Source organism: Pseudoalteromonas sp. ABE4_541, assembly GCF_056312285.1.
Genome location: NZ_JBSVEM010000001.1, coordinates 165,909 through 181,509, shown reverse-complemented (window position 1 = coordinate 181,509; position 15,601 = coordinate 165,909). Strand labels below are relative to the sequence as shown.

General features: G+C 43.5%; 11 protein-coding genes. 2 read left to right on the top strand and 9 right to left on the bottom strand.

Annotated features, from left to right (window positions below; translation table 11 throughout):
- Positions 1 to 19 precede the first annotated feature (19 nt).
- Together ptsP and rppH are read right to left on the bottom strand one after the other, a co-directional pair.
- Positions 20 to 2,290: a phosphoenolpyruvate--protein phosphotransferase gene (ptsP, locus tag ACW689_RS00845; RefSeq protein ID WP_476287627.1), complete on the bottom strand. Its 2,271-nt coding sequence runs from the start codon at positions 2,288 to 2,290 to the stop codon at positions 20 to 22.
- A 12-nt stretch (positions 2,291 to 2,302) separates the two neighbouring features.
- Positions 2,303 to 2,827 carry an RNA pyrophosphohydrolase gene (gene rppH, locus ACW689_RS00840; RefSeq protein WP_476287625.1) on the bottom strand — a complete coding sequence of 175 codons (525 nt, stop codon included), beginning with the start codon at positions 2,825 to 2,827 and terminating at the stop codon, positions 2,303 to 2,305.
- 418 nt (positions 2,828 to 3,245) lie between these two features.
- On the opposite strand from rppH, the gene mutH reads away from it, so the two are divergent.
- Positions 3,246 to 3,935 carry a DNA mismatch repair endonuclease MutH gene (mutH, locus tag ACW689_RS00835; protein WP_476287623.1) on the top strand — a complete coding sequence of 230 codons (690 nt, stop codon included), beginning with the start codon at positions 3,246 to 3,248 and terminating at the stop codon, positions 3,933 to 3,935.
- A gap of 102 nt (positions 3,936 to 4,037) precedes the next feature.
- On the opposite strand, the gene ACW689_RS00830 is transcribed toward mutH, so the two are convergent.
- The 7 genes from ACW689_RS00830 to rlmD form a co-directional block, all read right to left on the bottom strand.
- Positions 4,038 to 4,409 carry a VOC family protein gene (locus tag ACW689_RS00830; protein ID WP_476287621.1) on the bottom strand — a complete coding sequence of 124 codons (372 nt, stop codon included), beginning with the start codon at positions 4,407 to 4,409 and terminating at the stop codon, positions 4,038 to 4,040.
- 277 nt (positions 4,410 to 4,686) lie between these two features.
- Positions 4,687 to 5,055, bottom strand: coding sequence for a hypothetical protein (locus ACW689_RS00825; protein ID WP_476287619.1), 369 nt, complete (start codon positions 5,053 to 5,055; stop codon positions 4,687 to 4,689).
- A 37-nt stretch (positions 5,056 to 5,092) separates the two neighbouring features.
- Positions 5,093 to 6,385 (bottom strand): phosphopyruvate hydratase, encoded by a 1,293-nt coding sequence (gene eno / locus ACW689_RS00820; RefSeq protein WP_476287617.1) that lies wholly within the window; start codon positions 6,383 to 6,385, stop codon positions 5,093 to 5,095.
- Between the two features lie 147 nt (positions 6,386 to 6,532).
- Entirely contained in the window at positions 6,533 to 8,167 is a 1,635-nt protein-coding gene (locus tag ACW689_RS00815; protein WP_476287615.1) for a CTP synthase, read from the bottom strand.
- Between the two features lie 118 nt (positions 8,168 to 8,285).
- The gene (mazG, locus tag ACW689_RS00810; RefSeq protein WP_476287613.1) at positions 8,286 to 9,077 is read right to left on the bottom strand and encodes a nucleoside triphosphate pyrophosphohydrolase; all 792 of its coding nucleotides are present in this window, start codon (positions 9,075 to 9,077) and stop codon (positions 8,286 to 8,288) included.
- Positions 9,078 to 9,093: 16 nt separating this feature from the next.
- A complete protein-coding gene (relA, locus tag ACW689_RS00805) occupies positions 9,094 to 11,250 on the bottom strand; it encodes a GTP diphosphokinase (RefSeq protein WP_476287611.1) in 2,157 nt (718 codons plus the stop codon).
- A gap of 5 nt (positions 11,251 to 11,255) precedes the next feature.
- Complete coding sequence (gene rlmD, locus ACW689_RS00800; RefSeq protein ID WP_476287609.1) at positions 11,256 to 12,569, bottom strand: 23S rRNA (uracil(1939)-C(5))-methyltransferase RlmD; 1,314 nt, start codon at positions 12,567 to 12,569, stop codon at positions 11,256 to 11,258.
- Positions 12,570 to 12,649: 80 nt separating this feature from the next.
- Between rlmD and barA the strand changes: the two genes are divergently transcribed.
- Positions 12,650 to 15,412, top strand: coding sequence for a two-component sensor histidine kinase BarA (barA, locus tag ACW689_RS00795; protein ID WP_476287607.1), 2,763 nt, complete (start codon positions 12,650 to 12,652; stop codon positions 15,410 to 15,412).
- Positions 15,413 to 15,601: the final 189 nt, after the last annotated feature.

The following is a 15,601-nucleotide window of genomic DNA, read 5'->3' as shown; positions in this document are numbered from 1 at the left end:
TGCATCCTTCAAACAGGTCCTAATTCGATTGATAGAATAGTTCGCTGAAATTATGTTCAATCATAAAGTTACGTAACAAACGATGTACCTGCTTTGCTGAGGATTGTGACAAACATTCTTCCAGCAACATTTCCATATCACTGACATTGAGCCGTCGAAGTACCCACTTCACTTTAGACAAAGACGAAATGTTCATACTGAGTCGACGATAACCCATTGCCACCAGCAAAATGGCCCCTTCTGGCTCCCCGCCTAACTCACCACACAAACTGAAAGGCAACTCAAACTCCTGACAGCTTCTGGCAATAGAGTTTAAAACACGCAAAACGCTCGGGTGATAAGGGTCGAATAAATCTGCAACCTGGGCGTTATTCCTATCCACAGCGAGAAGATACTGGGTTAAGTCATTGCTCCCCACCGAGCAAAAATCCACTTTCTTTGACCACTCTGGCAATAAGAAAACACTGGATGGTACCTCAAGCATCAAGCCCACTTCAGGCCTATCAATCAATAAAAATTGGTCAGCCCATTCTTCTTGCAATTCAAAATAGGCTTGTTCGATAAGAGAAAGGGTCTCATCGACCTCTTCGGTATGACTCACCATTGGCAGCATAATGCGCAAATTTCCAAGCCCCGCGTTTGCTTTTATCATCGCTTTAAGTTGATCTAAGAACAGCTCTGGGTGGTCAAGGGATACGCGAATACCACGCCAGCCTAAAAATGGGTTTTCTTCTTTAATATCAAAATAATCAAGTACTTTATCACCACCAATATCTAAGGTTCTCATCACTACAGGTTCAGGGTGATAACGAGTGAGCACTTCGCGATACCATTGCTCTTGTTCGCTTTGTGAAGGAAAACGGCCCTTTTGCATAAACCAAGCTTCGGTGCGGTACAGACCTACCCCGTCGCAATATTTAGCGGTCAATGACTCTGTACTTAAATCAAGCCCAGCATTTAGCAGTAAACTGATGCGCTCGCCATCTAGGGTAATGGGCGGTAGCGCATGCTCTGCCTCAAACTTATCGTGTAATAAGCTCTCTTGGCGGCGCATTTGTTCATATTCATGGCGTAATGACTGTGAGGGAGAAATATACACTCTGCCCGCATAGCCATCGAGTATCATCTCTTTGCCTTCAAGCTGTAATAAGGGAATATCTTCAATACCCCAAATTGCTGGCACGCCCATAGCTCGCGTTAAAATGGATGCATGTGAGTTGGCTGCACCTAATACACTGACCACACCTTTAAGTTTATCTTTCGGCACCTCAGCAAGCATGCTGGGTGTCAGGGTATGCGCAACAAGCACCGTGTTGTCAGGGTAAGATTTTACTGCATGCTCAGTACTCACTAAATGATGCAGCACTCGTAACCCAATGTCGTTTACGTCAACAGCACGCTCTTTAATGTAGGGGTCTTTCATGGCATTAAACTGGGATACCAAACTTTCAATCACATGCTTTAAAGCACTTTTCGCGTTCCAACCTAGCTTTAATTGGGCATCAACTTGCTGCCCCAAACTCTGCGCATCGAGTAGCTGTTGATAAACCTCAAAAACGGCCAACGCTTCTTTAGGAATCGTATCGCTGAGCGTATTGGCGAGAATGTGAAACTCTTGCCGTGTGGCGGCAACGGCCTGTAAGAATAGCTGCCGTTGATGCTCAATATTGTCTGACTTTTGCGGCTCGATGCTGTCAAAACCCAGTTTTGGCAACACCACATAAGCGTCGCCAATGGCAATACCCGGCGCACCAGACACCCCTTTCAAAACCGACGTTTGATGCGCTGTAGCTTCTTGAGTCAGTACGGTTTGAATACCCACATGTGAAAGCTGAGAAGCAAGCTGTGCCGAAAGCGTGATTAAAAACGATTCCTCATCATGGCTAAATACCCTGGCCATTTTTTGCTGTACTACAATCACACCCAGCACTTTACGTTGATGTACCACAGGTACTGACAAAAAGGCATTGTAACCTTCTTCATTAACTTCGGGAGAGAGTTTAAAGCGCGGGTGAGATTGCGCATGAGCGATATTGATGGGCTCTTCTCGCTGCGCGACTAGGCCAACAAGGCCCTCCGTGAAGCCAATACGGAATTCGCCTATGGCTTGCGGGTTTAGGCCATCACTGGCCATCAAAACAAAATTATCTTGGCTATAATCTGCAAAGTAAATTGAACAACATTCCGTTTTCATTGCTTCTTTGACCATAGTCACAAACAATGTCAACGCAGCTTCTAAATCCGCTTGTTGTGACACTGATTCGACTATTGAACGCAATGTTGCTAACACTTTTAACTCCTTTTATCGACGCTGACGATAGCCATTTTCTCTGCCATTGTTGTCTTTTTTATTAAATGGCATAGCAAAAGGTGCAAATTCTTTCATGACTCGGCGATAAACATCTCGCTTAAAAGACACCACTTGCCTAACCGGATACCAGTAGCTCACCCAACGCCAGTCGTCAAATTCTGGATGATGTGTATGCAGTAAGTCTACATCTTCGTCTTTGCATCTGAGTTTTAACAAAAACCATTTTTGCTTTTGGCCAATACAAACCGGACTTGAATCTCTTCTGATCAAACGCTTGGGTAGCTTATAACGCAACCAGTGTTTTGAGCTGGCAACAATTTCCACGTCTTCCGGTTTTAAACCCACTTCTTCGTGCAATTCTCGATACATGGTTTGTTCAGGCGTTTCGCCCTCATCCACACCACCTTGAGGAAACTGCCAAGAATGCTGGCCAAAACGTCTAGCCCAAAATACCTGCCCTTGGTTGTTACAGATCACAATTCCGACATTGGCACGAAAACCTTCGGCATCAATCACCTTAGTGCCTCTTTTATAAGTCGATTTTTAATGATTGTTCCACAACTTCTGGCCTACAGCAAATATTATTCCCGCTTTTACGCAAGTTACCCACAGTTTGTGCATAAAATTTTATAATTAAGGTTGTTTTGCAAACAAATCCACAAAATTTCGGTTTATACAGTACTTTCTCCACAGAAACTGTGGATAATTATGTTTATATTGTTGTATTTATCCAAGTATGACCACTTCCAAAGGTACTTGAAGCTCTTAAACATTAAAAAAACCACTTATATATCATATAGGTAACCACAAACACTGTATATTTTTACGGTTATTTTTTATCCCGATTAAGAAGGGGTTAAAAGTTAACCACTTATATTGTTACGGTTTTTTATTCACAGTGCATTCGTTACAATGTTTGGATGAACGACCATTGATGCTATTAAATCCATTGAATAAACCAGCTCCCCCAACCTCTATTGCGCAGCTTATGCAGCGTGTTGATGACATTGCAGGCCTCACCTTGGGCGAACTTGCCGAGCGTTACCAATTTAAAAGCCCTGAGCACCTACTGAGGGAAAAAGGTTGGCCCGGACAGTTACTCGAATATGTGCTGGGTGCCAGTGCAGGTTCAAAGCCTGTGCCCGACTTTGAGCATTTGGGTATTGAGCTAAAATCCTTGCCCATTGGCTACAACGGTAAACCGCTTGAAACCACTTATGTGTCAGTTGTGCCGCTGACCAACTTAACGGGGGTGACATGGCAAGAAAGCACCGTCAAGAAAAAGCTCAGCCATGTACTGTGGCTACCCGTATTAGCAGAACGTGAGCTGCAACCTGTTGAGCGCACCATTGGCTGCGGCTTTTTATGGCAACCCAATACACAACAAGAAGCTTTGTTACAAAGGGATTGGGAAGAACAAATTGAACTCATTGCCCTTGGCCGCGTTGATGAAATATCAGGGCACCTTGGTCAGGTGATGCAGATCCGCCCCAAAGCCGCCAATAGTAAAGTGACCACCGACGCCATAGGCCCGAACGGCAAGTTGATCAAAACCCTACCCCGTGGGTTTTATCTCAAAACCAATTTTACTCAAGAAATTTTAGCGCAAGAATTTAAGCTTTAAATTGCGACATTGTTGCAAGGCGTCTGAAGCTTTTCCAATCTACCCGCGTAGGTGGGATAAGCGCAGCGCCACCCGACGCGAATTTACGATATTAAGCCAATTCTATACAGGTGATGACACATCACAAATGGTGCCTTCAGGTGCAACAAGCAACATTCGCTTTTGACCATAAGATGTGAGTTCTGGCGCTTGCAAAGCGCCGTAACCTAGCGTTTGTGATTTATCAAAAAGCGCATCAACATCTTCGACAATAAAGGTGAGATAAACACCTGAAACAGCACCTTTGGCTTGAACCGGCACCACATCACTGTTTTGCGCGATGATACCAAGCTCTAGTTCCCTACCTTCTGAAATTAAATGTACAAACCAATCGCTGTCAAAATCAACCTCAAAAGCGAACAAACGGGTATAAAAGTTTTTAGAGCGCTCAAGATCTACAGCGCATATATTTGTCAAAAGTCGGTTTATTTTCATAGCAAATCCTTCATGCATCGTGCTTTAACAAAAAGCGAATAATAGCGGGCTAGATAATCGCCCAATACGCCAAAACCTGCGCCTTGACGTTCATTATTTAATTAAAGTGTGGTGTTTGTATGACATGGGAAAGCAAATACGCGAATTGTTGGAAGGCGCCTTCGGCTTTTCCAACCTACCTCACGTAGGTCGGATAAACGCAGCGCCATCCGACGTTGATGTTTAACGCCGCAAAACACAACCTACTTCTTTGTCATTAAAAAGGCTAAATCCTTTGCTATGTTTTTATTGCGATAACAACAGTAGCTACAGCTCCAACTAGTGTAGCAATTGATAACACTACATTTAGCCAAAAAACCTTATTACCAACTTTATCCGATGACTCTGCATTTTTAGCTAACTGATTCTCTAGCGACTTAATAGATGATTGAATATCTTCGGTACACCTGACAGTTATTGCAGCTTTTTGTTGCTCATGAACTGCACTTTTTGGCTGAGCTACTCCAACCAAATCTTCTAGGATGTCAGTTTTAGTTTTACCTTCAATGTGGCTCAAAAGAATCTCCTCAAAACACAACAGCGTATACCTTGTAAGGTTGACCGTCAAAACGTCATAGATCAAACCAAAAAAAATGCCGTCAAACATGACGGCATTTTCTTAGTCTTAAATAAAGTTCAGTGTATTACTGACCTTTGATCTCTGAACGACCTTTGTAAACTGCTTTGTCACCCAACGCTTCTTCGATGCGAAGTAGTTGATTGTACTTAGCAACACGGTCTGAACGACATAGAGAGCCAGTTTTGATTTGGCCAGCCGCTGTACCTACCGCTAGATCTGCAATCGTGGCATCTTCAGTTTCACCAGAGCGGTGTGAAATAACCGCAGTGAAGCCCGCGTCGTGTGCCATCTTGATTGCGTCAAGCGTTTCAGACAGTGAACCGATTTGGTTGAACTTGATTAAGATTGAGTTACCGATGTTTTCATCGATACCACGCTTTAAGATCTTCGTGTTAGTTACGAATAAGTCGTCACCAACAAGCTGTACTTTTTCACCGATTTTATCAGTCAGTACTTTCCAGCCAGCCCAGTCACTTTCGTCTAAACCATCTTCGATTGAAACGATTGGGTAACGGTTAGCCAGATCTGCTAGGAAGTCAGCAAAACCTGCTGAATCGAATGCTTTGCCTTCGCCTTTCAGGTCATATTTGCCATCAACGTAGAACTCAGACGCCGCACAGTCTAGTGCAAGTGTAATGTCTTTGTTTAGCTCGTAACCTGCATCAGAAACCGCTTGCGCGATGACTTCTAGTGCTTCTTCGTTTGACTTAAGATCTGGTGCAAAACCACCTTCGTCACCTACCGCTGTGTTTAGGCCACGTGCGTTAAGTACTTTTTTCAGGCTGTGGAAAATTTCAGCACCCATGCGCAGTGCTTCACGGAAGCTCTTTGCACCAACAGGTTGGATCATGAACTCTTGAATATCAACGTTGTTATCTGCGTGCTCACCACCATTGATGATGTTCATCATAGGAACTGGCATTGAGTATTGGCCAGACGTACCGTTAATATCAGCAATGTGCTCGTAAAGCGCCACACCTTTTTCCTGCGCTGCTGCTTTTGCGTTTGCAAGAGAAACCGCCAAAATCGCGTTTGCACCTAGTTTTTCTTTGTTTTCAGTGCCATCTAAATCGATCATGATTTGGTCGATGTTACGTTGCTCAAGTGCGTCTTTGCCTTCAAGTGCTTGTGCAATATCCGCATTGATAAAATTAACGGCAGTTAATACGCCTTTACCTAAATAACGAGACTTGTCACCATCACGTAGTTCTAATGCTTCGCGAGTACCTGTTGATGCACCAGACGGAGCACATGCACGACCCCATGCGCCTGAAGCTAAGTGAACATCTGCTTCAACCGTAGGGTTACCACGTGAGTCCATAACTTCACGGCCAATCACTTTAACGATTTTTGACATCTTGATTCCTCTTATTCCCAAAGTGGTGAGTGTAATAATTTAAATACTTAAAAATAAGCACTGGTTTAAATTTACGATTTAGTTTAAATACAAATCAGTGCTCACTGCGCCATTAAAAAAGCCGCGCATAAGCACGGCTTTCATTATTTAAGAGTTTGCTTTTTGGTAGCCGTACGCTGCCGCAACAAAGCCTTCGAATAGTGGGTGTCCATCTCTTGGCGTTGAGGTAAACTCCGGGTGGAACTGTGCAGCAATAAACCAAGGGTGGTCTTTATTTTCAATGATCTCTACCAGCTTTTTATCTTCTGATAGCCCAGTAAATTGTAAGCCTGCTTTTTCCAAGCGCTCAACGTAGTGGTTATTCACCTCAAAGCGGTGACGGTGACGTTCAACAATTTCATCGCTGCCGTACACATCACGTACTTTTGAGCCTTTCTTAAGGTGACACTTCTGTGCGCCTAAACGCATTGTGCCGCCAAGGTCTGACTCTTCGTCACGTACTTCAACGTTGCCTTCTGCATCTAACCACTCAGTGATCAGACCCACAACTGGGTGTGCCGATTTTGCGTCAAATTCAGTTGAGTTTGCGCCTTCAAGGCCAGCTACGTTACGCGCATACTCGATAAGGGCAACCTGCATACCTAAACAAATGCCAAGGTAAGGTATTTTGTTTTCACGGGCATATTTCGCCGCTAAAATTTTACCTTCAACACCACGGTTACCAAAACCACCTGGTACCAAAATAGCATCTAGGTGTGCTAAGCGCTCTACACCTTTGCTTTCGATATCTTGAGAATCAACATATTCGATATTAACCGTTAAGCGATTCTTAAGGCCAGCATGCTTAAGTGCTTCGTTCACTGACTTGTACGCATCCGGAAGTTCGATGTATTTACCCACCATACCGATGGTCACTTCGCCCGTTGGGTTTGACTCTTGGTACAATACTTGTTCCCACTCAGATAAGTCAGCTTCTGGTGCTTCAAGGTAAAAACGACGACACACTAAGTTATCTAAATCTTGTGATTTAAGTAGTGCAGGAATTTTGTAAATGCTATCTACGTCAGGAAGCGAGATAACCGCTTTTTCTTCTACGTTAGTGAACAAGGCAATTTTTGCACGCTCGTTCGCTGGTAGTCGGCATGAAGAACGACATACTAAGATATCAGGCTGGATACCAATTGAACGTAGTTCTTTTACTGAGTGTTGTGTTGGCTTAGTTTTTACTTCACCTGCAGTACCAAGGAAAGGCACAAGCGTTAGGTGCATAAACAACGCGTGCTCTCTACCAAGCTCAGTACCAAGTTGACGTAATGCTTCTAAGAATGGTTGTGACTCGATGTCACCCACTGTGCCACCCACTTCAACGATTGCGATGTCGTAGCCTTCAGCGCCTTCTAATACACGACGTTTAATATCGTTAGTGATGTGTGGAATAACTTGGATAGTTGCACCTAGGTATTCGCCCTTACGCTCACGGCGCAGTACGTCTTCGAATACACGACCTTGCGTGAAGTTGTTGCGACTCGTCATTTTGGTACGAACAAAACGCTCGTAGTGACCTAAGTCAAGGTCAGTCTCAGCACCGTCTTCGGTTACAAATACTTCACCGTGTTGAATTGGGCTCATTGTGCCCGGGTCAACGTTGATATAAGGATCCAGCTTAAGAATAGTTACATTCAAGCCACGTGCTTCTAAAATAGCGGCCAATGATGCAGCTGCAATACCTTTACCCAAGGAGGAAACAACTCCGCCCGTTACGAAGATAAATTTTGTACTCATGCGAACCCTAGAATATCAGGAAAAAATGGAATTCAAATAGAATCAGGACGGGGCGATAGTATAGCAAAGCAGGACAAATCAATCCAGCGAAAATTCTGCCTAAACAAGTTGCAAATATTTAACCTTGTTGTTTTTTAACTTGTTCCCAAGCCTCATCCATTTGCACCAGCGTGGCTTGTTCTAGGTTCAAGCCTTTTTGTTGTAACGTGCTATCAACTTGGGCAAAACGTCGTACAAACTTATCGCACGCTAAACGTAAAATTTGCTCCGGATCATGCTGCGCATGTCTTGCGACGTTTACAGTGGCGAATAATAAATCACCTAATTCTTCGGCGCTGTGGGCCGAATGCGGGTCGTTTGCCAAGGCCTCACCGACCTCTTGTACTTCTTCAGATACTTTATCTAGCGCGCCATGATAATCTGGCCAATCAAAGCCTAAAGCGGCAGCGCGCTTTTGTACTTTTAGCGCGCGAGACAATGCAGGCATAGCGCGAGGAATATCGCTCCAAAGTACCTCTTGTTCAGGTGCTTTGTGTTTTCTCTCTTGTGCTTTTATCGCCTGCCACTGTGCTTCCAACTCTTCATCAGTCAGCGTTTTTTGTTCTGCAAAAACATGTGGATGGCGACGCGTGAGCTTGTCATTCAAGCTTGCAACCACTTGCTCAAAATCAAATGCGCCCTGCTCGTTGGCCATTTGCGCGTAAAAAACGACTTGGAATAATAAGTCTCCTAACTCATCTTTGAGCGCTGCCATATCTTGTTTTTCAATGGCATCGGCTACTTCATAAGCTTCTTCCAATGTGTGTGGCACAATCGTTTGAAAAGTTTGCTTTTTATCCCAATCACAGCCCTTTTTGGGGTCACGTAAGGTTGCCATGATGTCTAGAAGCTGTTCGATCTCTTTGTTCATGATAGTAAGTGCTCACCTAATGCTGACGTTTTGCATCAAATACGCCTTCAATTTGGTGCAACTTGGTTAGTAATCGATTCATCGCTGACAAATCGGATACTTCTATTTTCATTTCAAACACGGCAACTGCGCGCTCATCATTGGTTTGCACACTCATGTTCAGTACATTGACTTTTTCATTGGCCAAAACCGAACTTATATCACGGATCAGTCCCTGCCTATCATGAGCTTCAATACGCACCGTAATGGCATAAGCTGATTGAATTTCTTCCGACCAACTGACCGCAATTTCACGCTCAGGGTGCAAGTCACAAATATGAGCAAATGCATCACAATCCGTTCTATGAACTGCAATGCCTCTGCCTTGGGTTATGTATCCCACAATTTCGTCGCCAGGCACGGGTTGACAGCATTTAGCTACATGGCTCATTAAACTGCCCACCCCATCAACAACAATGCCATTTTTGTCGCCTTTGCGTTTACGAGGCGATGCAATTTTTAGTTTTGGCAGCTCTTCAGGCTTGTCTTGAACATAATTCAAGAATTGATTGAGGCGAATATCACCGGCACCGATAGCAGCCATCAAATCATCAACATTTTTGAAGTTGAAACGTGTAATAGCTGGTTCGAGTTGTTTATAGGTTAAATCAAGCTTAGCTAACTGCGTATCGAGTATCTCTTTACCTGCTTGTAGGTTTTTGTCTCTGTCTTGTTGCTTGAACCAGTGGTGAATTTTACTACGCGCACGAGAAGAATGAATGTAGCCCAACGACGGGTTAAGCCAATCACGACTTGGCGATGCATTCTTCTGGGTAAGAATTTCAACTTGATCGCCCGTTGATAGCTTGTAAGTGAACGGCACGATTTTGCCAAACACCTTAGCCCCTATGCAGCGGTGTCCCACATTTGAGTGAATGTAGTACGCAAAATCTAGCGGTGTTGCGCCCAAAGGTAAGTCGAAAATATCCCCTTTTGGCGTAAACACATAAACTCTATCTTCCACCACCTGATTTTTAAGCTCATCGGCTAAGTCACTGCCATCAACAACTTCTTCTTGCCACTGCAACAGTTTTCTTAGCCAACTAATTTTTTGCTCGTAACCCGAGCCACGCCCCGGTAAGGCGCCTTCTTTGTACATCCAGTGTGCAGCAACACCCAGCTCGGCATCTTGATGCATTTCTTCGGTACGAATTTGGATTTCTACCGTTTTACCTTCAGGGCCAAATACCACGGTATGAATTGACTGATAGCCATTTTGTTTTGGTGTTGCGACATAATCGTCAAACTCTTTAGGTAAGTGCTTCCAACTGGTGTGCACAATCCCTAAAGCAGCGTAACAATCTTGAATTTGATCGACCACGATACGCATAGCACGGATGTCAAACAATTGATCAAACTCATAGTGCTTCTGCGACATTTTTTTATAGATACTGAAAATATGCTTTGGCCGCCCATAAACCTGTGCATTGATGCCCGCAGCCGACAACTTATCACTTACCAACTTAACCATGTTCTCCATGTAAGCTTCACGATCAAGGCGCTTGTCTGATAATTGTTTGGCAATTTTTTTGTAGGTGTCAGGATGCAAATAGCGAAAAGAAAGATCTTCTAACTCCCACTTCAACTGGCCTATGCCCAATCTATTTGCCAGTGGTGCAAAAATGTTGGCTGTTGCTTTGGCAGCGATCACCCGCTCATCTTCATCGGCATTTTTTACCGCACGCAGGTGACAAATTTGCTCAGCTAATTTAATCACCACGGCACGTACATCTTCAACCATGGCCAATAACATGCGACGAATATTGTCGATTTGCACGTGGCCTTTGCCTTGGTGTGCCAGCGTGCTAATCGTGGCCATTTGCTCTACGCCGCGCAGCAGTAAAGCAATATTGCTACCTAGCTCACTCTCCACTTTGTCGACATCAACTAAGTTGGCTAAGAAGTAAGGAGTTAAATAGGCGGTTGCTAAAGACTCTGCATCAAGATTTAACTCTGCTAAAATTTCGACCATCTCAATAGCATTGTGCAACATCTCAGGTTCAGATTCTGCAGGACACAAACCATGGGCTTGCTGCAGCCGAGTCATTTTCTCGTCTGATAAGTCAAGCAAAGACAGCCGCGCCGAAAAATCGGCGGGTAACTGTTGTTGATGCGATTGGCGAGTAGCAACCATTCCTATTACCTCCTGTGGAATAACGCCATAGTTTCGATATGTCCTGTATGTGGAAACATATTCATTAGTCCGATTTTTTGCAATTCAAATCCGGCATCTAAGAGCAATGTACTGTCGCGTGCAAGCGTGACGGGGTCGCAAGAAACGTATAATACTCTATCAAATTGCGCCAATGGCATTTGCTTGAGTATTTCATATGCCCCTGTCCGTGAGGGGTCAAGCAGCAAAACGCTAAACTTAGAAGAAAACCACTCAGCCTCTGTTATTGCACGCGTTAAATCAAAACAATAAAAATCGACATTGCCTTGTTGATTAGTGTGCGCATTTTGCTTGGCCATTGCAACCGAAGACTGCGAACCTTCCACCCCAACCACACTGTTTGCCTGTTTTGCCATCAATAAAGAAAAATTACCGATGCCGCAAAACAAATCTAGCACCGTATCTTGAGTGCTGGGATTAAGCCAAGAAAGCGCTTGAAGCAGCATTTTCTCATTCACAGCTCGATTAACCTGAATAAAGTTTTCGAGCTTAAAATCAAAGTGCAATTCGGCCACTTTGTAATGTGGTAACTGGCTGTATACAACGGGATCTTGACCATTGTCCCAAAGTAGCAGCCATTGCTGCGCAGCAAAATGCTGTTCAAATGCCTGTTTATGCTCATCAGCTATGGGCTTCGTATGCCTAATCAGAGCATATTGACCATTATCCGCGTCACATAGCTGAATGTGACTGATTGAGTTAAACGCTTTGTGACTCGCAATGGCATCTCTCAATGGAGCAAAGCTCGTCGCGAAAGATTCTGACAGCACATCACATTGCTCAATGTTTATAATCTGTTTACTGCCAGCACTGCGAAACCCAAGTTTTAGTTGCTGACTCTTTTTATCAAAAATACAAGCAATACGAGCTGCGCGACGGTAGTTATACGGTTCGCTTTCAATTGCAGATTGCCAAGGCATGACCGATTTTTGTGTAAACTTTTTAAACAAGACATCAAGCGCTTGTTGCTTATGTGCCAACTGTTTTGTATGTGCCAAATGCTGTAATTGACAGCCACCACATTGCTGATAGTGTTGGCAAAACGGTGCCACTCTGTCTTCACTGCGGCTGATCACTTTTACTTGCTTTGCCTCTATTAGTTTGGCTTTTTCATGATTAATTTGCGCTTTCACACTCTCTTTTGCCAACGCACCTTCCACAAAACATACTTTCCCCTGATGCCTGCCAACACCGCGTCCTTGATGATCTATCGACTCAATTGCAAGCTCAATCGTTTTGCCTTTTGAAGATGATGCCTTAGCACGAAAAAACTGCGCCATACTCTGCCCCTTAAACATTGCTAATCAGCAACTAACTAGATAATCTATTGAGAAATAAACAACTCAGACTACTGCCTTACATGACTAAACTTAGCCTGCGTGACAGCATTCTCGTTTTAACATTAATTCCCACTGTGCTGATCGGCTTGATACTTGGAGGCTATTTTACCGTAAATCGTTATATTGAGCTTGAAGAAATTCTCTATCAACAAGGCAGTAGTATTTCCGAGCCGCTTGCAATTGCCGCCGAGCACGCTGTGGTCGAGCATGATAGGGCCGGATTACACCGAATTATCAGTACCGCACACAACAAACATGCACCTCTAGTGAAAAGTATTGCGTTATTTGATCAAGACAATCAATTACTACTCACCAGTAATTACCATGAACACTTTGAAAAACTTTATTTTTTTGGCGACATATCGCAACTGCACAAAACTGAATTCGTGAAGCTTAATGATACCTTCGTGTTTTTTACCCCCGTAAAAAACCATTCAAAGCAAATGGAACGTTGGAATTCAACACATCCGAAAACTATCGCAGTATTAGCAATAGAGGTCAGTCAAAATAAAGCGCTTATATCGCAGCAACGGGCATTGATTTGGAGCAGCAGCGTTATATTATTCGCTTTGTTCCTGAGTGCTTTCCTATCACTGCGCTTAAGCAAAATGTTTACTATGCCCCTTTCACAACTGCTTCTTGCCACAGACAAGCTTGTAGAAGGTAAACGAGATATTGATATTGACCACGAAATGGTCGGCGAATTTGAACTTTTGCGTCAAGGCTTAAATACCATAAACGAAAAAATGATCGGTCAACGTGATGAGATGCAAAAACACATTGACCAAGCTACCAGCGACTATAAAGAAACGCTAGAACAGTATGAAACACAAAACATTCAGCTCAATATTGCCAAGCGAGAAGCACAAGACGCTAACCGCGTAAAATCTGACTTTTTAGCGAAAATGAGTCACGAATTGAGAACACCACTCAATGGCGTAATAGGTTTTACCCGCCAGCTGTACAAAACACCGCTTAACAAACATCAAAAAGATTACTTAGATACGATTGAGCTTTCTGCTAACAGCCTACTGACCATCATCAGTGATATTTTGGACTTTTCAAAACTAGAAGCTGGCGCAATGGATTTAGAAAATATCCAATTTCAGCTACGAGATTCGGTAAACGAAGTCATGACTCTGTTAGCCCCTAGCGCGCATGAAAAGAACCTTGAGTTATCCATTGCAATTAACCGTCAAGTGCCTGATAACTTGTTGGGCGACCCAACTCGGTTTAAGCAGATATTGATAAATTTGATCAGTAACGCCGTCAAGTTTACAGAAAAGGGCTCAGTCAAAGTTGATATTACTTACCGTTTACTTGATGACTCTCACGCTTCTTTACTTGTTTCTGTCAGCGACACTGGCGTTGGTATTGCAATGGATAAGCAAGACGCACTATTTATTCCATTTGCACAAGCCGACTCAAGTATCACGCGTAAATTTGGAGGCACAGGGCTGGGTCTCATCATTACAAAGCATATTGTTGAAGCGATGAAAGGCCGTATTACTTTAAACTCAGCGCCCGGTAATGGCACTTGCTTTACGTTTAATGCTATTTTCGAGTTACCTAATCGATTATATAATGACGACTTGCCTAATGGCTCATTGACCAACAAACGTATTTTGTATTTTGAGCCACAGAATCATACCCATGCTTCGGTGGTTGCTCAACTGGATGAATGGAGCATGCAGATCACTTCGTGCCAAACAGAAGCAGAGTTTTTTGCCGCTCTTGAGAAAGACTTTAGCTTTGATATTTGTTTGATTGGCGCTATGGCAAATGTAGAACAAATGCAAACCGTAAAAAGTTACATAGCCAAAGCAAGAGACTCCGCCGATTATCTATACCTCATGCTCAATACTATTTCTCACAACATGCGAGAGTCTCTCATTGGCAGTGGCGCTGATGCATGTTTAAGTAAGCCACTTAACCATAGAAAACTGTGTGAAATATTGGCTGCGCCGTATCGCTTGGATCACCCAACCATTGCTATCGAAGAAAGTGATATTCAAATTCTACCAATGAAAGTGCTCATCGCCGATGATAACGATGCAAACTTAAAGCTCCTTTCAACCTTACTAGAAGAGCAAGTAGAAGCAATCGACACAGCACACAACGGCGCTCAAGCTGTTGGCTTGTGTAAAACGCACAAATATGACCTGATATTTATGGACATACAAATGCCAATAATGGATGGTATTACCGCCTGTAAGACCATACTCGAATCGTCATTAAATGAAGACACACCGATCATCGCGGTAACTGCTCACGCACTGACAGGTGAAAAAGAGCAGCTACTTAAAGATGGCTTTAAAGGCTACTTAACTAAGCCCATAGACGAAGACATGTTAAGACAAACGATCAGTGATCACAGCGTAAAATCACCGATAAGCAAGCATAAAAATAAAGCGGTGATACATAATAGCGTAGCGCCATTTGAAAGCGCGCTTCTTGACTGGCAACTCGCTCTGCAACATGCAGGGGGTAAACCTGATCTCGCCTTAGAAATGCTGAATATGCTGTTAGATGGTTTAGAGCCTATGCTAGAGACAATTGAGCATGCCTATGAAAACCAAGATACTGATACTTTGCTGCAAGTCATCCACAAATTTCATGGCGCATGCTGTTATACGGGCGTGCCAAAATTAAAGAACCTTGCCGAAATACTTGAAACCGCACTTAAGCAATCACAGCCAATCAATGAATTTGAGCCTGAACTGCTTGAGTTGATTGACGAGCTGTCTAACTTTAAAAATGATGCACAAGCAAATGTTGCTTGATTGATGTAAAAGTCGCGCTGCTAAGCGCGGCTTTAGGTCTGCTATTTAAGCAAACCAGGTGAAGAGCTAAGTTAGCCAGTCTCACGTTTGCATCGCTTTAATAGTCAACTTTAATCTCTTCATTGATTAGCGTAAAAATCACAACGATTTTGTCACGTCAGCCATCGAATTTACTGAAACACGTAAAAA